17 protein-coding genes are annotated in these 21,731 nt (G+C 50.2%); 12 read left to right on the forward strand and 5 right to left on the reverse strand.

Translation table 11 applies throughout. From position 1 onward, the window contains the following. The first annotated feature begins 44 nt into the window (after nt 1-44). Together hrpA and AR688_RS19370 are read left to right on the forward strand one after the other, a co-directional pair. Nucleotides 45-3,932, forward strand: a complete 3,888-nt coding sequence (gene hrpA, locus AR688_RS19365) for an ATP-dependent RNA helicase HrpA (protein WP_231732197.1) — start codon at nt 45-47, stop codon at nt 3,930-3,932. 81 nt (nt 3,933-4,013) lie between these two features. Next, complete coding sequence (locus tag AR688_RS19370) at nt 4,014-4,313, forward strand: PilZ domain-containing protein (RefSeq protein ID WP_068238154.1); 300 nt, start codon at nt 4,014-4,016, stop codon at nt 4,311-4,313. Between the two features lie 65 nt (nt 4,314-4,378). Here AR688_RS19370 and AR688_RS19375 read toward each other — a convergent pair whose 3' ends face one another. Continuing rightward, the gene (locus AR688_RS19375) at nt 4,379-4,948 is read right to left on the reverse strand and encodes a YceI family protein (RefSeq protein WP_068238157.1); all 570 of its coding nucleotides are present in this window, start codon (nt 4,946-4,948) and stop codon (nt 4,379-4,381) included. Between the two features lie 70 nt (nt 4,949-5,018). Further along, the gene (locus AR688_RS19380; RefSeq protein WP_068238160.1) at nt 5,019-6,233 is read right to left on the reverse strand and encodes a class I SAM-dependent rRNA methyltransferase; all 1,215 of its coding nucleotides are present in this window, start codon (nt 6,231-6,233) and stop codon (nt 5,019-5,021) included. A gap of 106 nt (nt 6,234-6,339) precedes the next feature. Between AR688_RS19380 and AR688_RS19385 the strand changes: the two genes are divergently transcribed. Both AR688_RS19385 and AR688_RS19390 read left to right on the forward strand, forming a co-directional pair. After that, nucleotides 6,340-7,335: an NAD(P)H-quinone oxidoreductase gene (locus AR688_RS19385; protein WP_156420365.1), complete on the forward strand. Its 996-nt coding sequence runs from the start codon at nt 6,340-6,342 to the stop codon at nt 7,333-7,335. An 83-nt stretch (nt 7,336-7,418) separates the two neighbouring features. Then, nucleotides 7,419-8,888, forward strand: a complete 1,470-nt coding sequence (locus AR688_RS19390) for a hypothetical protein (RefSeq protein WP_068238166.1) — start codon at nt 7,419-7,421, stop codon at nt 8,886-8,888. Nucleotides 8,889-8,930: 42 nt separating this feature from the next. On the opposite strand, the gene AR688_RS19395 is transcribed toward AR688_RS19390, so the two are convergent. Together AR688_RS19395 and metG are read right to left on the reverse strand one after the other, a co-directional pair. Beyond that, on the reverse strand, nt 8,931-10,349 hold the full coding sequence (locus AR688_RS19395) for an MFS transporter (RefSeq protein ID WP_068238169.1): 1,419 nt from the start codon (nt 10,347-10,349) through the stop codon (nt 8,931-8,933). A gap of 48 nt (nt 10,350-10,397) precedes the next feature. Continuing rightward, nucleotides 10,398-12,446, reverse strand: coding sequence for a methionine--tRNA ligase (metG, locus tag AR688_RS19400; RefSeq protein WP_068238271.1), 2,049 nt, complete (start codon nt 12,444-12,446; stop codon nt 10,398-10,400). A 131-nt stretch (nt 12,447-12,577) separates the two neighbouring features. Between metG and apbC the strand changes: the two genes are divergently transcribed. The 5 genes from apbC to AR688_RS19425 all read left to right on the forward strand — a co-directional run bounded on the left by apbC (nt 12,578) and on the right by AR688_RS19425 (nt 18,167). After that, entirely contained in the window at nt 12,578-13,642 is a 1,065-nt protein-coding gene (apbC, locus tag AR688_RS19405; RefSeq protein ID WP_068238171.1) for an iron-sulfur cluster carrier protein ApbC, read from the forward strand. Nucleotide 13,643: 1 nt separating this feature from the next. Then, nucleotides 13,644-14,234: a dCTP deaminase gene (dcd, locus tag AR688_RS19410; protein ID WP_068238172.1), complete on the forward strand. Its 591-nt coding sequence runs from the start codon at nt 13,644-13,646 to the stop codon at nt 14,232-14,234. Between the two features lie 283 nt (nt 14,235-14,517). After that, the gene (locus AR688_RS19415) at nt 14,518-16,635 is read left to right on the forward strand and encodes a hypothetical protein (RefSeq protein WP_156420366.1); all 2,118 of its coding nucleotides are present in this window, start codon (nt 14,518-14,520) and stop codon (nt 16,633-16,635) included. A 60-nt stretch (nt 16,636-16,695) separates the two neighbouring features. Beyond that, nucleotides 16,696-17,589, forward strand: a complete 894-nt coding sequence (locus AR688_RS19420; RefSeq protein WP_068238175.1) for a DMT family transporter — start codon at nt 16,696-16,698, stop codon at nt 17,587-17,589. Nucleotides 17,590-17,591: 2 nt separating this feature from the next. Further along, a complete protein-coding gene (locus AR688_RS19425; protein ID WP_068238176.1) occupies nt 17,592-18,167 on the forward strand; it encodes a glutathione S-transferase family protein in 576 nt (191 codons plus the stop codon). Between the two features lie 17 nt (nt 18,168-18,184). Here AR688_RS19425 and AR688_RS19430 read toward each other — a convergent pair whose 3' ends face one another. After that, entirely contained in the window at nt 18,185-18,733 is a 549-nt protein-coding gene (locus AR688_RS19430; RefSeq protein ID WP_068238276.1) for a YaeQ family protein, read from the reverse strand. Nucleotides 18,734-18,902: 169 nt separating this feature from the next. Between AR688_RS19430 and AR688_RS19435 the strand changes: the two genes are divergently transcribed. The 3 genes from AR688_RS19435 to AR688_RS19445 all read left to right on the forward strand — a co-directional run bounded on the left by AR688_RS19435 (nt 18,903) and on the right by AR688_RS19445 (nt 21,730). Continuing rightward, nucleotides 18,903-20,183, forward strand: coding sequence for an MgtC/SapB family protein (locus AR688_RS19435; RefSeq protein ID WP_068238177.1), 1,281 nt, complete (start codon nt 18,903-18,905; stop codon nt 20,181-20,183). Between the two features lie 97 nt (nt 20,184-20,280). Continuing rightward, complete coding sequence (locus tag AR688_RS19440) at nt 20,281-20,850, forward strand: hypothetical protein (protein WP_068238180.1); 570 nt, start codon at nt 20,281-20,283, stop codon at nt 20,848-20,850. 127 nt (nt 20,851-20,977) lie between these two features. Continuing rightward, complete coding sequence (locus tag AR688_RS19445; RefSeq protein WP_068238183.1) at nt 20,978-21,730, forward strand: MipA/OmpV family protein; 753 nt, start codon at nt 20,978-20,980, stop codon at nt 21,728-21,730. Nucleotide 21,731 lies beyond the last annotated feature (1 nt).

Here is a 21,731-nt window from a genome sequence, read left to right on the forward strand (position 1 = left end):
CTGCTCTTGGTAGCATGGCGCCCTCTGTTAACGAGGGCGTTGTTTTGTCTGAAGCTGTTATCTCTGTACCTGAACTTATTTCCCGTATTCCCGCTTGTCTGTTAAAAGACCAGTTTCGCCTGCGCCGCCGGTTACATAACTGCAAAAATCTGGCAGATGACGCAAAAAGCACACAATTAACGCGTATTGCTACCGATATTGACCGCTCTGAGGCACAGCGTGCGGCCAGACTGGCTGCGTTGCCTAAGGTAAGCTATCCGCCACAACTGCCGGTATCGGAAAAGAAAGACGACATTAAAGCCGCCATTGCCGCCAATCAGGTGGTGATTATTGCCGGCGAAACCGGCTCGGGCAAAACTACGCAAATTCCGAAAATCTGCCTGGAGTTAGGCCGCGGTGTAGCCGGTATGATAGGCCATACTCAGCCGCGGCGCTTAGCCGCACGCAGTGTCTGTGATCGTATCGCTGAAGAGCTACAGTGTCAGGTCGGTAACCAGGTCGGCTATAAAATCCGCTTTGGCGATCACACCAGCGACAATACTTTCGTTAAGCTGATGACCGACGGTATTTTGCTGGCCGAAATTCAGCAAGACCGGTTTTTAAACCAGTACGACACCTTAATTATTGATGAAGCGCACGAGCGCAGCCTGAATATCGATTTTTTGTTGGGTTACCTAAAACAGCTGTTGCCGAAACGGCCGGATCTCAAGCTGATTATTACCTCAGCGACGATTGACCCACAGCGCTTTTCAAAGCACTTTTTTAATGCGCCGGTAATTGAAGTTTCCGGCCGTACTTTTCCGGTAGATACGCGTTACCGGTCGGTAAGCGAGCAGGACGACAAAGACGCCGACCAGCTGCAGGGCATTTTTGATGCGGTAGACGAGCTATACCGCGAGCCGCCGGGTGATATTCTGATTTTCTTAAACGGCGAGCGTGAAATCCGCGACACGGCTGATGCGCTGGAAAAGTTAAAACTGCCGCATACGGAAGTATTGCCGTTGTATGCCAGATTAAGCGCGGCCGAGCAAAACCGCATTTTCCAAAGCCACGCCGGCCGGCGCATCGTGCTTGCTACCAACGTGGCAGAAACTTCGCTGACGGTGCCCGGTATTCGTTATGTGATCGATCCCGGCACCGCGCGCTTATCGCGCTACAGCTATCGCTCCAAAGTACAACAATTGCCGATAGAAGCTATCAGCCAGGCCAGTGCCAACCAGCGTAAGGGCCGTTGTGGCCGGGTGGCCGCCGGTATTTGTATCAGGTTGTACAGTGAGGACGATTTTAACGGCCGGCCGGAATTTACCGACCCGGAAATACTGCGCACTAACTTAGCGTCCGTTATTATGCAGATGCTGGCGCTGGGCCTGGGTGATATTGAAGCCTTCCCGTTTTTACAAAAGCCGGACAGCCGCTTTGTCAACGACGGTGTAAAGTTGCTCGAAGAGCTGGGCGCTATTCCGTTAAATCGCAATAAGCAGGGTCTGCAATTAACGGAGTTGGGTAAAAAGCTGTCGCGCTTACCGATAGATCCACGCCTGGCACGCATGGTACTGTTTGGCGCTGACAACGGTGCTTTGGCTGAGCTGTTGGTGCTCGCCGCTGCACTGTCCATTCAGGATCCACGTGAGCGGCCGTTAGACAAGCAGCAAAAAGCCGATCAGTGTCATGCCCGTTTTGCCGATCCGGATTCAGACTTCGCCGCCTGGCTTAAGCTGTGGCAGTACCTGCAGGAGCAACAAGAGCAGTTAAGTAATAACCAGTTTCGCCGTCTGTGCCGGCAGGAGTTTTTAAACTACCTGCGGGTGCGTGAATGGCAAGATCTTACCGGCCAGCTTACCCAGCTTATGCAGGAGCAGGGCTATCAGCAAAACCAGCAAACGGCCGGCTATCAGGCCATCCACCAGGCAGTGCTAAGTGGCCTGCTCGGTCAGGTGGGTTTTAAAGACTCAGAAGCCGATTACTTAGGCCCGCGGCAAACGCGGTTTTATGTGTTTCCGGGCAGCCATTTATTTAAGCGCAAACCCAAATGGGTGGCGGCAGCTGAATGGGTAGAAACCAGCAAGCTATATGCCCGTACCCTGGCCAAAATTGAACCGGAGTGGATAGAACCGCTGGCAGAGCATTTGGTAACGCGCAGTTACAGTGAGCCGCACTGGGAGAAAAAGCGCGGTGCGGTAATTGCGTACGAGCAAGTCAGTTTGTACGGCTTGGTTATTGTGCCCAGGCGCGCTGTGCTATACAGCAAAATAGACCCGGCAGTGTGTCATACGTTGTTTGTGCGCGAAGCGCTGGTGAACCAGGAACTGGGTACTAACGACAGCTTTTTGCAACACAACCAGCGCTTAATTGATGATGTTACGGCGTTGGAAGAGAAATCACGCCGGCGCGATATTCTGGTTGATGAAGATACCCTGGCGGCGTTTTATCTTGAGCGCGTGCCACAGTGGGCGAATAACCGGATAGATTTCGCCAAATGGTGGAAGAAAAAGCGCAGCGAAGATGCCTCTTTTCTTAACTTTGATCCCGACAGCCTGCTGAACCGCGATGCCAGTGATATTACCGCCGATAAATTCCCTGAGACCTGGCGTCAGGGCAATTTAACCTTGCCGCTGGAATACCATTTTGCTCCGGGCGAGCCGGATGATGGTGTCAGCGTGATTATTCCGCTGGCGCTGCTAAATCAGCTGGATGATAACGGCTTTGACTGGTTGATCCCGGCGCTGCGCCACGAGTTGCTGGTAGCATTAATTAAATCGCTGCCCAAGCAATACCGGCGTAATTTTGTGCCGGCACCCAATTATGCTGATGCATTAATGCAAACGCTGAATCCGGATGAAGGTAAGTTGCTCGAGGTTATCACCATGCGCTTAAAGCGGATGTCCGGCGTAACCATTCCGGAAGACGCCTGGGATTTAACCAGCCTGCCGCTGCATTTAAAAATGAATTTTAAAGTGGTGGATGACAAAGGCACCACCTTGCGCCAGGGCCGCTCGCTGGGTTTACTAAAACAAGGCTTGCAGGGCGAAGTGCAACAAAGCTTAAGTCAGGTAGCCGAGCAGGGCATAGAGCAGGATCAGTTAACCCAGTGGAGCTTTGGCCAGCTGCCGCGCGAGTACGTAAAACTGCAGGCCGGCTATGAAATTAAAGCTTTCCCGGCTTTAGTGGACGAGCGTGATTCTGTGGCAATAAAGCTGCTGGATAACCCGCAACAAGCTCTGGAAACCACAAAGCAGGGGCTGCGGCGCTTATTGCTGTTGAATATTCCGTCACCGGTAAAATATCTGCAGGAATCGTTACCAAACAAAGCCAAGCTGGGTTTGTACTTTAACCCCTTTGGTCGGGTGTTGGAGCTGATAGATGATTGTATCGCTGCCGGCGTTGATGCTTTAATAGCGCAAAGCGAGCTGCCGAAGAATGAACAAGATTTTAATCGGCTCAGAGAGAAAGTGCGCGCGGAGCTGGGTGATAACGTAGTGGCGATAGCGCTTAAAGTGGAGCAAATATTAACCCTGTGTCACGACATCCAAAAGCGCTTAAAAGGCAAAGTTGATTTAGCCCATGTGCAATCACAAGGCGATATTAAGCAGCAGCTAAACGAGCTTATTTTTAAAGGCTTTGTCAGTAGCCATGGCGCTGCGCGGCTGGACGATATATTACGTTATTTACAAGCTATGCAAAAACGGCTGGAAAAACTGCCGGTCGATCCGCAGCGTGACCGTTTATTGATGCACGAGTATCAAAAAGCTTTTGATAGCTACAGTAACCTGCTGGGTAAATTTGCTGGCAGCAAGATATTACCTGAGCCGGTGCAGGCAATTTACTGGATGTTGCAAGAGCTGAAAGTGTCTTTACATGCACAGCAGTTGGGCACGCCGTACCCGGTGTCGGTGAAAAGAGTGCTGCATGCAGTGAATGAAGCGAAGGTGTAATAACGACGATATGTTAACGCCTACTTTACACCAGCGATGGAAAGTTCTATAACTAACCCTGACGTAGTTAAGGGAGGTATTATGCTGACAAAAGGCGACAACCGGCATTATTTCAGGATGATGGTCAATGCTGACGTAAAACTGATGATTAATGATCCTGAAACCGGGCGGGTGATAGATGGCATTTGCCGTGATTTAAGTGCATCAGGTATGTCAATTGAAGTGGATGAACCGCTGGAAATGGGCACCTTGATCCGGGTGCGGCTTGATTCTGCCAATGCCAGCATACCGCCGCTGGATGCCAGCGCAAAAGTGATGCGCTGCAGCCAGGAAAGTGAAGATATTTATCAGTTGGGTTTAGCTTTTATGGAGCTAAATTAAACTTAGCCAATAAAAAAAGCAGCCAAAGCTGCTTTTTTGCATTAGGGCTTAGCCAAACTAAGCTTTTACTGTTGGTTAAAGCGCACAGTAAAACTAACCGGTACTAGGGCGTCAATACTCTTAAGTCCTGCCAGCTCCTGCAATTTTGCTACACCGTCAGTGAGTTTAAAGCTGCCGGTATTTAGCATCAGCGGAGCTTCTGTTACCGCTTGCAGTGTATTAGCACTGAGTTTGGTAATACGCAGTTTGGCATTTAGCGCCACCGTTTCTGTGGCGATGGTAACGTTCAGTGGTAGCTCCAGCAGCATGCTGTCGCGAACTGCCAGTTTTGCTACTGCATCTTGTTTAAGCTCTGCAGATACCGTAATGGCCGCAAATTGCTCCGCCTGCAGTACATACTGCCATATGCGTTCGTTACGAATAGGGATCAGTGTATCCAGGCTGCTCACAGGAATACTGATACTCACCTTGCTGCCATCCCAGTTGCCGCTTAACTGCTTAAACTGATGCGTTTCAGCGACCACATCATTTTTGACTGAGACGAAATGCAAAGCTGACTGGCTATTATCCAACTGCCAATTCGCTGCAGAAACCAGGCTGCTACTCAGTGCTAAGGCAAGTGCTAATACTTTCATGCTGTTTCTCCGGTAATAACAAACTGGTATCAGCATACCTTAAGGGCTGGCTGATACCAAGCTTATGGTTTTAATAGATTTTACACACTAAGCCTTTCAGGTAACTGCCTTCCGGGTAGAAACTGGCGATAGGGTGATCACAATCCTGGCTCAGTTTTTCAATAAACAGGCAGTCACGCTTGGCATCCAGTGCGGCATCGGCAACAATTTTCTGAAACAGGCTGTCTTCCATCAGGCCAGAGCAGGAGAATGTCAGTAATAAACCGCCGGGTTTTACAATTTGCATCGCAACCATATTAATATCTTTATAACCGCGGCATGCTCCCATAAGCTGCGCTTTGCTTTCGGCAAATTTTGGCGGGTCCAGGATCACCATATCAAACTGCTTACCTTGCTCGCGGTACTGGCGCAACAGTTTAAATACGTCAAATTTAACATTATCAATTTTTGACAGATCAAGTTGATTAAGTTCAGCGTTTTTCAGGGCAGTGCTCAGCGCCAGATCAGACAAATCAGCATTGGTTACCGCCAGCGCACCGCCTTGCAGTGCGGCTACACCAAAAGTACCGGTATAGCTAAAGCAATTCAGCACAGTTTTATCTTTGGCATAACGTTTGGCAGCGGCCCGGCTGGCACGCTGATCCAGATAAAAGCCGGTTTTATGGCCCTGCATTACATCAACCAGCAACGACATACCGTGTTCTTTAATCACGACTTCACCGTTATCACGCGGCAAATGCAGCCAGCCGGTAACCGGTTTTAAGCCTTCTTTTTTGCGCACATCAACATCAGAGCGCTCATAAATACTGTGCTTTGGAAACAACGCTATCAGAGCCTGCACTATGGCATCACGCCAGACATCGGCACCGGCAGATAACAGCTGGCACACCAGTATGGTGTCGTATTTATCGATGGTAACACCGGGTAAACCGTCAGATTCTGCCGCTACCACCCTTAAACCCGTGGTGTGGCTAAGATCAAACAGCTCAGTGCGTAACTGCCAGGCGCGGGCAATACGGCGCTGGAAAAATGCCGCGTCGATTTGCTCTTGCGGGTTAAAGCTCCAGATCCGCGCCCGTATTTGTGACTCGGCAGAGTAAGCGCCATAGCCCAGCCATTCACCTTTGCTGCTGACTACCTCAATCGTCTGGCCATTAGCAGGGTTGCCACTGACACTTTTCACTGCTTTGGAGAATATCCACGGATGCAGCCGTTTTAATGACTTCTCCCGGGTTTCCTGCAGAGTTACTCGGGGTAATACAGATGAGACTGATGGCTTATTCATGGGCGTTTACACACTGTGCTAGACTAAAGGCCGCATTGTAGAGAAGCGCTGCCCAAAGCTAAAGCACAATTTAAGCTAAAGCAGCCAATTTGCTAAGGAGTTAGTTTTGGTTAACATCCCCGCCACTATGCAGGTTATTGCCGTAGAAAACGCAGGTAAAGACAGCACATTGCGTATCGAACAGCGTGCAGTACCACAACCGTCAGCAGAACAACTGCTGGTTAAGGTAGCCGCAGCCGGTATTAACCGGGCAGATTTAATGCAGCGTCGTGGCTTGTACCCGCCACCAGAGGGTGAAAGCGACATTTTGGGGCTGGAAGTGGCTGGTGTGGTTGTCGCTGCCGGGCCACTGCATAAAAGCTGGTTAGGTAAAGCAGTGTTTGGTTTAGTGCCGGGTGGGGGTTATGCCGAATATGCGCTGCTACATGCCGGCCATGCCATGGCGGTGCCGGCAGGCTATAGCATGGCAGAAGCTGCAGCGACGGCAGAAGTCTTCTTAACTGCTTACCAGTTGCTGTGCAGCATCGGTAACCTGCAGAGCAATCAGCGGGTGCTTATTCACGCCGGCGCCAGTGGAGTGGGCACGGCGGCCATACAACTGGCAAAAGCCATTGGTGCAAAAGTGGCTGTTACGGCCAGCAGCGCTGATAAGTTGGCGGTGTGTGCAGCACTGGGTGCCGAGCTGGCGATAAACTATAAAACAAACGCTTTTGAACAGGAACTAGCCAGCCACTGGCCACAAGGCGTGGATCTGGTGTTGGATCCGGTAGCTGGAGATTATATCAGCCGCGAAATTCCGTTACTGGCAATGGATGGCAAAATTGTACTGTATGCCATGATGGGCGGGCACGACATACCACAACTTAATTTAGCACCTTTATTTAAACGCCGCGGCCAACTGATATGTTCGACCTTGCGTAACCGCAGTAACCGGTATAAAACTAATCTTACCAAGGCGTTTAGTCAGGCTTTTGCCAGCATGCTGGCGCAGCGCCAGATACAGCCGGTGCTGCAACAACAATTTGACTGGCGCCAGGCACAAATTGCACATCAGCTAATGGCCAGTAATGCCACCATTGGCAAGCTTGTGTTAACATTCTGATTTGCCGAAAACCTTTACCTGCCCACACAACATTTTGTGCCAGCCGGGCAGCGAGCATATTGTAACAAGGACGCCTTACCAGAATGACTTTAGGTAGCATCGGAAAATCAACGTACAGTAAGTTGGTGTCAACACTGATTAACCGTATTTGTGATACGACAGCAGTAGCCGACTCCATGTACGAGCAGGCGGTGCAGTATTTTCAGCAGGCGGTAGCGCAACAGGCTGAAAAAACAGAGCTGGAGCAACAGGTATTTTTGTTTGAAAACCGGCAGAAGCAGGTAAACAAGCGCGATCTGGCGCTGGTTGAGCGTAATTTGCAGCAAGCGCAAAGTGAGAGGCAAACCTTTCAGCAGGCCCGAAGTGAAGAAGCCAATGCCCGCATGGCGGCACTGAAAAAGATTTGCCTGGATGTTCTGGAGTTATGTCAGGGCGAATCACAGGAAGATACCCACATGAACAGTGCCAAATTACTCGGTACTATTCAGCTGTTGTCGCCCACCGAAGGCAAGCATATTGCCGCCAGTAATCAAAAAAGTAAGCATTTATATAAAGCCATTTTGTCACTGCGCTTGCTGGACAAACTGCTAACCGATGGTGAGCTGAATAATGCTTATGTACAGCAGCGTTATCAGGCCAGCAAAGGTTTAAAAGCCGGCAAAGGTGAGTATGACCCGTTTCGCGATGATGTGCAGATCCCGCTGTTAATGGCAGCACTGCTGCAGGATATTGGTAACTGCCACCCTGAAGCACAACTGATATTAAAAGGTGCTGATGGTAAAGCCGACGAGTTTCGCGTGCTTGAGAATGACGAGCGGCTGGCGTTGCTGCAAATTAGTTATCGCGAAAGCCTGAAATATGTTACTCAGGGTCTTGGATTGGATAAATACAGCGGTAATTCCAGAGAAGAGCGTGACCAGTTTATTAAGCTCGAAGGCGAGCGGCAGAACTTTGTCCTCACCTTGCTGAAAAATGCTATTAAACCGGAACACGGTATTGGCAATGTGCTTAAAATTCCGCAAATTTATACCTCGGTTGTATTGTCGACCAAAAGCAGCTTTGCCTATGAGACCTTGCCTAAAGTTGCACTGGTGCTGGAAAAGGGGGTTGAGAAGGGCGTATATAGCAAGGTCGCGGTAGATGCCCTGCTCAGTATTACCGGTATTTTCCCGCAGGGGTTTGGCATAACCTATATTCCGAAAGATTCCGACCGGCAAGATCTGGATCGTTACGAATATGCCATTGTTACCGGGCTGTATCCGGCTGATATCCGCCAGCCTATCTGCCGGATGGTTACCCGTAACCTTACTTATAACGTGTCTGCCCAGGGCTGTATTGTCAGTGTTGAAAACAACCTGTATTACCCGCAAGCGCGCAAAAAGCTGGAGCGGATCAGCGAAGAGCGCTTACTGGAAATTCTGAGCAAACTGGTATCAAACTTTGAAGAGCGCAAAAACATGCCGTTGCTGCCTAAATTCTGGCGCCCGGATGAATATTTCTCTTATGTTAAAAACCAGAACCTGTGGAACAAAGTGGTTATGCACAGTAACTAACACAGTTACTAGCAAATAAGCAGCACAGCAACAAAACCGTCATCAGACGGTTTTGTTTTGCTCAGTATTGCGGGGATAGTTGTCAGCGGGCTCGCCGGGATCAAAATGATCTTCCGTCTGTTGCTCTTGTTCAATATCCTCATCATAGCCGGCAGGTACCTGCTGATAAGCGGCAATAAAGTCTTCGTCGCGCATTTGTGCCACAACTACTTCTTCGTCAACACGCGGATCAAGCGCTGCTGCCAGTGGTGATGATACCAAATCACCCGAGCCCATTTTAAACTGGGCATTTTGCTGTTCGTCCATCATCCGCTTAACCATTTTTTGTGTGTAATTTACCCGGATCAGCCGCAAAAACAGTGTTAGAGCACAGCAACTGATAAAGGCATACAGCATAGCCGGGCCAATTAACTGCATCAGTGCCGATGCCAGCAGCGGGCCAAAACAGGCGCCCAGGCCAAAAGTCAGTAATACCGTGGCAGATAAGGCTACCCGATCGTTTTGCTCCACGTTTTGGTTGGCAAAAGCAGAAGCAATAGGATAAAGCGTAAACGCTAGCACGCCGTAGCAAAAGGTGGCAATCAGTAAAGCAAAACCAGATAACGGCAGCAGAGCCATTAACAGTGTTAGAACCGTCAGTATTGCTGCATTAAAACGCAAAATACGGCTGCGCGGAATACGGTCTGAAATTTTGCCCATTGGCCATTGGGCTAGCAGGCCGGCCAGTATGGTTACCGACATAAACAGCGTTACCTGGCCTGTATCCATGCCCTTGCTGGCAGCATATGCTGGCGCCAGGCCATAAAAGGCACCTGCCATCATGCCTGCTACCGTCACCGCAGTTAGCGACTGTGGCACCAGTTTCCAGAACGCCAGAATTTTTAGCGGCGCCGGTTGCAGTGGTGCCGGGTGAATACGTGTTGTTAGCGCAATTGGCACTATACACAGCGAGTAACACATACTGATAATCAGCAGTGGCGCTATGCCAAGCTCAGGAAACTGGCTTAGCATTACCTGGCCGCCAATCATGCCAAGATAAGAGGTGATCATATAAAAGGCGAATACGGTGCCACGCTGCGAACTTTCGGTTTGCTCGTTCAGCCAGCTTTCCAGCACCATATACTGGCACATCATGCCCATGCCCACGATAACGCGCATAACCAGCCAAACCTCAAGCTGGTTGATCAGCACATGGCTCATGGCGCAGGCACTGACAATAGCTGCGCTGGCAACAAAAGCACGAATATGGCCAACCTGAGCAATAACTTTATGACCAAGCTTAGAGCCCAGCACCAGGCCAAGGTAATAGCAGGACATTAAGGCGCCAATCCAGATAGAATCGACATTTTGCTGTGCCAGCGATAAACCCAGGTAAGTTGACAACGAACCCTGAGCCACCAACATTAGCAAAGTGGTAAGAAATAATGCACTAAAGCTGCGATAAGGGTGTTTACTGGACATCCGTTGCCTTTTTAAAAAATACAGGCAGCCAAAAGCTGCCTGAAACCGTTACTTCACGCGCATACCGGGCTGGGCACCGTCATCCGGTGACAGAATAAACAAGTCGCTGCCGCCAGGGCCTGCGGCTAACACCATGCCCTCGGATAAACCAAAGCGCATTTTGCGTGGCGCCAGGTTTGCCACCATCACGGTTAAGCGGCCTTCCAGTTGCTCAGGGCTGTAAGCCGATTTAATGCCGGCAAACACCTGGCGTACTTCGCCGCCGCCAATATCCAGTTGCAGTTGCACCAGTTTGTCGGCGCCTTCTACCGCGCTGGCTTTAATAATTTTGGCTACGCGCAAATCAATTTTGGCAAAATCATCAATACTGATGGTATCGCTAATTGGCTCGCGCTCTGTGCTTACGGCTTTTTCTGCTTTAGCGGCAGCTTTAACCGGTGCTGCCGTTTGCACTTGCAGATTCTCTTGCGATGCATCCAGCATGGCGGTTACTTTTACCGGGTCAACCCGCTGCATCAGCGCTTTAAACGGGTTGATTGCATGGTTGGTTAACGGCTGCTGATAGTTGTTCCAGTTCAGTTCACTGTTTAAGAAGGCTTCCGTTTCTGCTGCCATCAACGGCAACACCGGTTTTAAATAATGCATTAATACCCGAAACAGGTTAATGCCCATTGAGCAGACGTCATGCGCTTCCTGCTGTTTGCTGTCATCTTTTACCAGCACCCAGGGCGCCTTGGCGTCAATGTATTGATTAGCTTTATCGGCCAGCGCCATAATGTCGCGTATAGCACGGGCAAACTCACGTTTTTCAAAGCTGTCGGCAATGCTTTCCCCTGCGGCAGTAAATTCTGCCAGCAGGGCAGGCTCTGCCACGGTAGCCGATAACTTGCCATCATAGCGCTTAGTAATAAAGCTGGCACAGCGGCTGGCAATATTCACCACTTTACCGACTAAATCGGCATTGACCTTCTGGCTGAAATCATCCAAGTTTAAATCCAGATCAATAATGCTGCTGCTTAGCTTAGAAGCAAAGTAATAGCGCAGGTATTCCGGGTTTAAATGATCAAGATAAGTGCGTGCTTTAATAAAAGTACCGCGCGACTTGGACATTTTCGCGCCGTTTACGGTAACAAAGCCGTGGGCGAAAATGGCGTTGGGTTTGCGCATACCGGCGCCGTGCAGCATGGCCGGCCAAAACAGGCTGTGGAAATAAATAATATCTTTGCCGATAAAGTGGTATATCTCGGCGTCAGAATCCAAGCGCCAGAAGCTGTCAAAATCGATACCGGTTTTATCGCACAGATTTTTAAAGCTGGCCAGATAACCGATAGGCGCATCTAACCAGACATAAAAGAATTTGCCTGGTGCATTGGGTATTTCAAAGCCAAAGTAGGGCGCATCACGGCTGATATCCCACATTTGCAGGCCATCTTTAAACCATTCCTGCAGTTTATTGGCCATTTCATCCTGTAAGCTGCCGCTGCGTGTCCAGTCTTGCAACATCTGGCTAAAGGCCGGTAAATCAAAGAAATAATGCTCAGAGTCTTTTAATACCGGCGTGGCGCCGGACACTACAGAGCGGGCATTTTTAACTTCAGTCGGGCTGTAAGTCGCACCACAGACATCGCAGCTGTCGCCGTTTTGGTCCAGGGCGCCGCATTTGGGGCAATCGCCTTTAACAAAACGGTCGGGCAAGAACATTTGCTTTTCCGGGTCAAATAACTGGCTGATGGTTTTGCGCTTAATGTAGCCGCCATCATTGAGTTTATTGTAAATCTGGCTGGCAAATTCGCGGTTTTCTTCGCTGTGGGTCGAGTGATAATTGTCAAAGCCAATGCCGAAACCGGCAAAGTCGGCCTGGTGTTCAATATTGGTTTTGGCAATCATTTGCTCAGGCGTAATGCCCTGTTCCTGCGCTTTGAGCATAATAGGCGTGCCGTGCGCGTCATCGGCACAGACGTAATAGCATTCATGGCCGCGGGCTTTTTGAAATCGGGCCCAGATATCGGTTTGAATGTATTCCAGTAAGTGGCCTAAATGGATAGGGCCGTTGGCATAGGGTAAAGCGCTGGTAACGAGTATTTTGCGTGTCGACATTAAGCGGTGCTCTTTTGCATAAATAACTGAAAAAATTTCACTAAATGATACACTAGCCGCCATCGATCCGCACCCGCCAAGGTACGGATCTGCTAAAAAAACGTGTTAACGCCTGAATTTGGAATTTGCTGATGTTTAACTGGTTTAAATCCGCCAAAACCGACACTTTGCCAGAAGCTGCCCAGCAGTTGCTGCAACACTGGCAACTGCCCGATAGCGGCGCGCCTTTAGCGCTGCTGCTCGATAGCGTTAGCCTGCAGAAAAACAATCTGCGTATCAGCCTGAAGCTGCCGTTGTTATCCATAGCGCAGCCGCTGCAGCAGGCGTTGCGTGATGCCGGCTTTAGTTATCAGTTAACGCTGGATTACCAACTGACAACAGCGCCGGTATTTAAAGATATTAAGCAGATTATTCTTGTTGCGTCGGGCAAGGGCGGGGTGGGCAAATCTACAACTGCGGCTAATCTGGCGGTAGCACTGGCGCTGGAAGGCGCCAAAGTTGGCTTGCTGGATGCCGATATTTATGGCCCGTCTATTCCTGTGATGCTGGGGCTGAGCGGTGAGAAAATCAGCTCGCCGGATAATAAGTTAATGCAGCCCAAGTTTGCCCATGGTGTGTATTTGCAATCTATCGGTTTTCTGGTTGACCCACAGCAAGCCTCAGTCTGGCGTGGCCCTATGGCCAGCCAGGCTTTGTTGCAACTGCTGAACGAAACCTTGTGGCCAGAGCTGGATTATTTAATTGTTGATATGCCACCGGGCACCGGTGATATTCAGCTGACTATGGCGCAAAAACTGCCGGTAACCGGTGCTGTGGTGGTTACCACGCCGCAGGATGTGGCACTGTCGGATGCAGAAAAAGCCATAAGCATGTTTCGCCAGGTGAATATTCCGCTGTTGGGCCTGATTGAAAATATGAGTTTTTATCAGTGCAGCCACTGCGGCACACGGGATGATATTTTTGGTACCGAAGGTGGCATCTTATTGGCAGAGCGTTATCAGGTGCCGGTGCTGGGCCAGTTGCCGCTGCAAAAACAGATTCGGGAGCAGGCCGATGCCGGGGTGCCGATAGTGCTAAAACAGCAGCCAGTGGCACAAATTTACCGTACAATCGGCCGGCAATTAATGCTGGCATTGCATTGGCACGCTGCTGCGCAAGCGGTCGGCCAACCTGAAATAATAATAACGGACGATTAAGATGAGACTGTGTGACCGCGATATAGAACGCTATTTAGCCGAAGGTAAAATTAGCATTACCCCGTTGCCAGACGCCGACATGATAAGCGGCGTTAGTGTTGATATTCGCTTGGGCAATAAATTTCGCGTCTTTGTCGCCCATACGGCTGCTTACATTGATTTAAGCGGCCCGCGCGCCGAAGTGGATAAAGCGCTAAACAGCGTAATGAGCGATGAAATATACATAGCTGATGGCGATAAGTTTATTTTACACCCGGGCGAGCTGGCACTGGCAATGACGTTGGAATCGGTCACCTTGCCGGATGATATCGTTGGCTGGTTAGATGGCCGCTCGTCACTGGCGCGTTTGGGCCTTATGGTGCATGTTACTGCACACCGGATTGACCCGGGTTGGTCTGGCAATATCGTGCTGGAGTTTTACAACAGTGGCAAGTTGCCGTTAGCGCTTCGGCCACAGATGAAAATTGGTGCGCTGAACTTTGAGCTGATGACAGGCCCGGCTGAGCGGCCATACAACAAACGCTTGGATGCGAAATACCAGCAGCAAACCGGTGCTGTCGCCAGCCGTATTGGCCATGATGATAAAGGCTGAGCGCTGAGCATAACGTAAAAAGCCCACGCAAAGCGTGGGCCAAAAGCTATAAAGCAAAAATGAAGCCGGATGATTATGCAATAAAGCTGCATAGCTTGGCAATGTCGGCTGGCTAAATTTCCACATTACATTTTTTCCCGCCAGCTGGGTTGGCAGCCTATTGGGGCAGCCAATAAAGTTGCCAGCGGGTACATTTTGTATCTGGCAGCACATTAAGCACTTGGTAAATAGTGTGGCGCTGCATTATGCTAAATTGATTTTTTCGTCTCAGGGAGCGACGGCCGTGGCTGACAACACTACACAACATAAATGGCGTTTTTTCCGCTCTGGCGGTTTTGATCAGGTTGCGCTGGAAACCGGCGCCGACTTGCAACACCTAAGCGAGCTTGATCCTAAACTCTGGACAGTGCTGAGCTGCCCAACCTCCGGGCTGGAAATTGACAGCCGCACTCTGGCGCTATTAGATCTCGACACTGACGGCCAGATACGGGTACCGGAAATACAGGCCGCAGTAAGCTGGTGTTGCCAGCGCCTTACCGATGCCGACCTGATGTTTCAATCAGCGGGTGTGCCACTAGATGCAATATCTGACGCTGATGAAAACGGCGCGGCCATCAAAACGGCCGCTTTGCGTGTACTGCAATACACCGGTAAAACAGCCGACGACAGTTTGCAGGTTGACGATTTTACTGATAAATCCCGTTTGTTTTCGCCGGATCATCTCAACGGTGATGGCGTGGTTATGGCCGAGCTGGCCGCTGATGATGACGTAAAACAGCTGATCAGCGATATTGTCAGTGTATTAGGCGGCGTGGCTGATCGCAGTGGCGGTAAGGGCACTGACACCGAGATGCTAAGCAGTTTTATGGCTCAGGCGCAGGCCATAGTCGATTGGCATAAAGCCGGAGCCGCAGAGTCTGAAGACTTACAGCCATTGGGTAGCGATACCGCAGCTGCCGTGGCGGTATTTGACAGCGTGCAGGCAAAAGTCGATGACTTTTTTGTCCGCTGCCAGTTAGCCGCATTTGACAGCCGTGCTGCCCAGGCATTAAACCCTGAGGCCACCGTGTACGCCGTGCTGGCAAACCGCGCGATAGGCCAGGGCGACGATGATATTGCTGCTTTACCGCTGGCCGAGGTAGGCGCGGGCCTGGCATTACCATTAGGGCAGGGTATTAACCCGGCCTGGGCGGAGAAAATTCAGCAGTTATGCCAGGTAGTTGTTAAGCCTCTGCTGGGTAAAACCCCAGACAGTTTAAGTTTTGCCGATTGGTCAGCTATTTCGGCCAAACTGGCAACGTGGCGCGCCTGGCAGGCGGCCAAGCCCGATTCAGCATTACATCAACTTGAGCTTGAGCGTCTGGCCACCATAGTCACCAGTGATACTTCAGCGCGGCTTGAGCAGTTAATCGCCCTTGATTTGGCTGAAAAAACCTTTGCCGATAATGTCGATGCAGTAGAGCGTCTGGTGCACTATCAGCGCAATCTGGTTACCTTGTTGCGAAATTATGTGTCGTTAAGTGATTTTTATCAGGGCGAAAATAAAGCCATTTTCCAGGCCGGTACCCTGTATCTGGATCAACGCAGTTGCGAGTTGGTGTTGTATGTGGCGGATATGGCCCGCCACGCCAGTATGGCACCGTTCAGTGGTTGTTATCTGGTGTATTGTACCTGTACACGTCACGGTGAAGCGGCGGTAAATATTGTTGCTGCGCTTACCGGCGGCGATGTCGATGAGCTGATGGTGCCCGGGCGCAACGGTATATTTTATGACCGTAAAGGCCGGGACTGGAAAGCCAGTGTTATAAAAGTTGTGGCGCAACCCGTTAGTATCCGCCAGGCCTTTTGGTCACCCTATAAACGGGTAGCAGCTTTTATTGAAAGCCAATTACAAAAATTTGCCGCATCGCGTGATAAAGATATTGAAGCCAAAACCACCAGTGGTGTTGCCAGTGCGGCCGCAACTCCTGCTGCGGCGACGTCTGGTTTTGATATTGCTAAATTTGCCGGTATTTTTGCCGCTATTGGCTTGGCATTGGGAGCTTTGGGTACCATGCTCGCTGCTGTGGTTGCCGGTTTGTTTTCGCTGCAGTGGTGGCAGGTGCCGTTAGTGCTGCTTGGCGTTATGCTGCTAATTTCATGCCCTTCTATGTTAATGGCTTTTATGACACTACGGCGGCGTAATCTTGGGCCTTTACTGGATGCCAATGGTTGGGCGGTTAACACCCGGGCAAAAATTAATGTGCCCTTTGGTGCGGCGTTAACCGGCTTGGCTAAGTTACCTAAAGGCGCTAAACGCTCATTAAAAGACCCCTATGCTGAGAAAAAACAACCCTGGGGCTTAATACTTCTGGCGCTACTGTTAATCGCCGCTGCAAGTGGGTATTGGTTGTACTGGTAAGTGCAGTGGCCAGTAATTAAAGATACACAGTAGTAATAACTGATAAACAGGACAGTGAAGGTGAATTCAGGCAGTATTATTCGTTTATTTTCGCTGGCCGCTATCTGGGGCGCGTCTTTCCTGTTTATGCGTATTGCAGTGCCGGAGCTTGGCCCGGCCTGGCTGATGTTTGGCCGGGTGCTGCTGGCGGCGCTGTTTCTGGCACTGGTTGCCGTAGCGTTTAAACGCAGCTTGCCAATACGTGGCTACGCTGGCCATTTTATGCTGCTGAGCTTTTTTAATACGGCCTTGCCGTTTCTGTTATTTGCTTATGCGGCACAAACACTAACCGCATCTTTACTGGCGGTGCTTAATGCCACGGCACCGCTGTGGGGTGCCTTAATTGGCTGGGTGTTTTTTCGCCAGCGCATGTCAGTAAAAATTGCTGCCGGTTTACTGCTGGGGATCTGCGGTGTGGCCATACTGGTAGGTTTTGATGCTACAGCAAATAGCAACGCCTTACCGGCTATAGCTGCAGGCGCGGGGGCCGCCTGCTGTTATGGTATTGCTACCTGGTATACCAGGCTGGCTAAACCGGTACCGGCTTTTACTAATGCGCATGGCAATATGTGGGGAGCCTGCCTGTGGTTATTGCCATTGCTATGGTTTATACCTTTGCCGGTAGCTGAACCGGCCAGCCAAAGCTTGTATGCTGTGCTGGCGCTGGGAGTAGTTTGTACCGGTGTGGCCTATATGTTGTATTTTCGGCTGGTGCAGGATTTAGGCGCCACACCAACATTAACCGTGACCTTTTTAATTCCGGTATTTGGCGTGCTGTGGGGCCACCTGTTTTTAGATGAAACTGTCGGCTGGCATACCCTGGCCGGTGCTGCCATTGTTATTACCGGCACCATGCTGGTAACCGGTTTTAGCCTGAATTCATTACGCGCTGCAACAGCGCCTGTTAAGGAGTAAATATGAAACTATATGGTTCACAAACTTCACCTTATGTGCGGCGCATTCGCTTATTGCTGGCTACTACCGCGCATGAATTTATTAACCTGAATATTTTTGCCGGTGAAGGGCGGCAAACACTGGCAGCCATTAACCCGGCCCTGCGTATTCCAATGCTGGACGATGCGGGCCAGGTTATTTTTGATTCAGGCGTGATCTATCGCTATCTGGCACCCAAGCTGGGTATAGCGCCGCTTAGCTGGTATCAGGAAAACCAGCTAACGGTGATTAATGCAGTAAGCGATTCTTTAGTAATGCTGCTGCAATGCAGCCGCAGCGGTTTTGACACCAATGACGATAAGCTGTTTTTTAATTTACAGCGTGAGCGGGTAGCCACCTCTTTGTATGTGTTGGAACAACAGGCTGACAATGGTGAGTTTGCTCAATGGGATTATGTCGCTATGGCGCTTTATAGTCTGGTAGACTGGACCTTGTTCCGTGAGCTGATGGAGTTTGATGATTATCCGGCACTGCTGGCATTTTTGGCGCAAAACAAAGCGCAGCCGGTGATTAAAGACAGCGATCCACGCCTGGGGTAAGCAGGCGCAGGCCGGTATTACTGTGCTGCTTTTAGCAGCACAGGTTCAATTAGTACACTTTGCTCTGCATCTGACAGCCAGATCTGGCCTTCGCTGATATTGCATTGCAGGTTCATATTACGGCTTACCAGTTTCGCCATCGCTTTTACCGATTCTTCGTTAATCTCCAGCACGGCCAGGTTTTGGTACCGCTCCAGCGGCTGCTGAATGTTTTTCCACCACACCGGCACACTGCGCCCGCCATAACAAAACAATTGCACCTGTTTAGCCCGTCCGGCGGCTTTACGCAGCCATTTTTCATCGCTTTGGCCAAATTCTACCCACAGGTTAATCTCACCACTGAGGGTTTTGTCCCATAGCTCCGGTTCATCGTCTTCTGCACTTAAGCCTTTGGTAAAAGCCAGTGTTTCGCTGGCATTGATAACAAAAGCTAACAGACGCACCATCATGCGCTCGTCATTTTCTGATGGATGCTGCGCCAGTGTCAGGCTGTGATCCTGATAATAATGCCGGTCCATATCTGCAATTTGCAGCTGAACCTTAAACACGGTGGCTTTTAGTGCCATAAGCAAACTCACTAACAATATAAAGGCGGCGAGTGTAACGCGAACCGCGGTTTTGCTCAATTTAGCTGTTTGCTCAATTTAACTGTTTGCTGCGGTTGCATCTGCCGCGGCCGGAAAAACTGCGCTATGCTGTGGCCCATAATAGCTAAACGACTGAGTTAAATCGAAAGTGTCTGAATTTGATATTGATATGGTGCAAAACTTTTTAATCGCCTTGTTGCTGGGAGCTTTAGTTGGCATTGAACGGGAAAAACACCGCCGTGACGAGCATCCTGGTGGTTTTGGCGGCTTACGTACATATATTTTATTTGCCCAGGCGGGCGCGGTATCGGCCTGGTTATCACTGCATCTGCAATCGCCCTGGTTATTTGTTATTACGGTGCTGGTGGTAGCACTGGCGGTACTCACAGCTTACATACTGGAAAACCGTCACAACCCAACGGCGTTGGGGTTAACCAGCGAAATTAGCGCTATTACCGTGTGTTTACTCGGTGGCGCGGTCATGTTTGGCTACGCCGAGCTTGCCGTTATGCTGGGTATACTGACATCGGCCATTCTTACCTTTAAACGGCCGCTACACACTATGGTCAGTAAAATCGGCACCGAAGATTTATACGCCGGGGTAAAGCTGCTTATTGCCAGTTTTATTGTGCTGCCATTACTACCTAACGAACCGATAGACCCCTGGCAGGCGCTTAACCCTTACCGGCTTTGGTTGCTGGTGATCCTGATTTCTTCTATGTCGCTGCTGGGTTATGTTGCCGTGCGCTGGCTTGGTGCGGCCCATGGCGCCGTGGTTACCGGTATCAGTGGTGGCCTGGCGTCATCTACGGCGGTTACCCTAAGTTTTGCCCGCAGCAGCAAATTTGAGCCCGATCCGTTAGCTGCCGATACTCAGGCCTGCGGGATATTACTGGCCTGGCTGGTAATGTTTATCCGTGTGCTGGTAACAGTAAGTATTGTGTATAAACCTTTGCTGGCGCATTTATGGCTGCCGTTTAGCGTGATGGCAGTGGCTACCGCTATTATGGCTGCCATTTACTATCACCTTGGCCGCAAACGCTACCAGGCGCCGCAGCAAAGCACCGTTAAAGTGACTAACCCTTTTAGCCTGATTGCCGCAATGAAGTTTGGTGCGCTATTCGCTGTTATTTTGCTGCTGGTAAAGCTTACCGAGCAATACGCTGCCACTGAAGGTTTATATTTGCTGGCCGCTGTGGCTGGTTTAACCGATGTGGATGCCATAACTTTGTCGATGGCAGATTACGCCCGGCGTATACCAGACGGCATAGCACTGGCTGCAGGTGCGGTTACCGTAGCGGCACTGAGTAATACCGTTGTTAAATGCGCCCTGGTATTTATATTGGGGGGCAGGGCGCTGGCGAATAAGTTGTTAGCTGCCACGCTGGTAATACTGGCATTGGGGCTGGCAGTGTTGTTTTTTGTTTAAAGCTAGGCTTTCGTTTAAGCAGTGCGACACAAACCTTCAGGCTGGATTAAGCCTTAGCCTGTTCAGATGGCGTGATAACTTTAATTCCGGAGATAGTATGATTAAGCGAAATAGCGTTGCCGGTTTGGCATTGCTTAGCCTGTTTGCAGTGCGTGCAATGGCGGCAACGGTGCTGACAGATGCCAACCTGGACCAGTTTGAAGCCATGTTGCCCAAGTTGCAGCAGTTAGAGCAAAGGCCGCAGAACAAGCAGTTTAATTTGCAGCAACACTGTGACTGGCCTCGCCACTACCGCGAAATTAGCGCCCAGGAAAAAGACTCAGCTTATCAGACACAAATTGAACAACTGGCAAAAGAGCATGGTTTTACGCCGGTACAATTGGTTGAGTTAAGCGCCAAAGTCACCTGGCCGGTGCTGGACAGTGTGCAGCCAATGCTGGAGGTATCGCGCCAGGCATTAATGTTTTTACCGGCAGCGCAGCGGCAAAAAACGGAAAAAACCATTCAACAGGGCCAGCAGTATTACCAAACGCTAACCGGCTGTTTAACCGCAGACGATAAAACCGCACTGGCTAAACACCATGATCGCATTATGCAAATGGCCAAACGGCTTGGCGGTGTAGAGCAAATATTGCCGCCCGGCATGGCAGCACAAAATAAGTTTTAACGCTGGTTGATCTATAGGTATTTGGGTACAGTAATGCTGTTATCAACACAATAAGTGTTATATCCGGGTTATTGTCGCAGCTTAGTCGCTACCCAATCGCTATTTAGTCGCAACCTAAGGTTTTCAGATGAAATTGAGTCATTATGTTTTAGCCAGTGTTATCAGTACCGGCATGGTGTGTGGTACTGCAATGGCACAAAGTGGGGCACCACAAGGTTTTTCCTATGGTGTGGGTGTCGGGGTTAATCAGGAAATATATCAGGGCTACAGCAACCGCACTATCCCGTTACCGATCATTGGTTATCAGGGCGACAGGCTGACGGTATACGGGCCTTTTGTCAGCTATAAACTGCTGGATCTGGGTAATATCAGTTTTAGCGCCAAGCTGGCCCCGCGGTTTGCCGGTTTTGATGAATCTGACAGTGCGGTGTTTAGCGGCATGGCCAAGCGTAAAGATTCAATTGATGGCGGTATTGGCATGCAGCTGCGCCAGGATAGCTGGAAGTTTGAAGCCCAAACCGTATTTGATTTGTTAGGCAACTCTAACGGCCAGGAATCAAAGGTATCAGTGGGCTACAGTTACCGTGCCGGGCCAGTCATTATTGAGCCTCAATTTGGTGTCAGTTATTCCGATGGCAAACTGGTCGATTACTACTACGGCGTACGCCCGGATGAAGCTACAGCACAGCGCCCGGCTTATAAAGCCGATGGGGCCGTTAATTATAATGCCGGTGTTTCTGTCAGTACGGCGTTGTTTTTTGGTGGTATGACAAGGCTTGGTGTAGAGCATCACTGGTATGGCAGCAGCATCAGTGACAGCCCGTTAACAGATCGTGATACCGGGCTGTCGGCGTTTTTATCCTGGTCGCGGCTGTTTTAAC

The organism is Rheinheimera sp. EpRS3 (assembly GCF_001513785.1).
GTDB lineage: Bacteria > Pseudomonadota > Gammaproteobacteria > Enterobacterales > Alteromonadaceae > Alishewanella.

Bases quoted from the DNA above. Each gene is read 5' to 3' on its own strand.
- apbC (WP_068238171.1), top strand. From the start codon at position 12,578: ATGTTTAACTGGTTTAAATCCGCCAAAACCGACACTTTGCCAGAAGCT.
- AR688_RS19440 (WP_068238180.1), top strand. From the start codon at position 20,281: ATGATTAAGCGAAATAGCGTTGCCGGTTTGGCATTGCTTAGCCTGTTT.
- AR688_RS19370 (WP_068238154.1), top strand. From the start codon at position 4,014: ATGCTGACAAAAGGCGACAACCGGCATTATTTCAGGATGATGGTCAAT.
- dcd (WP_068238172.1), top strand. From the start codon at position 13,644: ATGAGACTGTGTGACCGCGATATAGAACGCTATTTAGCCGAAGGTAAA.
- AR688_RS19380 (WP_068238160.1), bottom strand. From the start codon at position 6,233: ATGAATAAGCCATCAGTCTCATCTGTATTACCCCGAGTAACTCTGCAG.
- AR688_RS19395 (WP_068238169.1), bottom strand. From the start codon at position 10,349: ATGTCCAGTAAACACCCTTATCGCAGCTTTAGTGCATTATTTCTTACC.
- AR688_RS19375 (WP_068238157.1), bottom strand. From the start codon at position 4,948: ATGAAAGTATTAGCACTTGCCTTAGCACTGAGTAGCAGCCTGGTTTCT.
- AR688_RS19390 (WP_068238166.1), top strand. From the start codon at position 7,419: ATGACTTTAGGTAGCATCGGAAAATCAACGTACAGTAAGTTGGTGTCA.
- AR688_RS19445 (WP_068238183.1), top strand. From the start codon at position 20,978: ATGAAATTGAGTCATTATGTTTTAGCCAGTGTTATCAGTACCGGCATG.
- AR688_RS19425 (WP_068238176.1), top strand. From the start codon at position 17,592: ATGAAACTATATGGTTCACAAACTTCACCTTATGTGCGGCGCATTCGC.
- metG (WP_068238271.1), bottom strand. From the start codon at position 12,446: ATGTCGACACGCAAAATACTCGTTACCAGCGCTTTACCCTATGCCAAC.
- AR688_RS19430 (WP_068238276.1), bottom strand. From the start codon at position 18,733: ATGGCACTAAAAGCCACCGTGTTTAAGGTTCAGCTGCAAATTGCAGAT.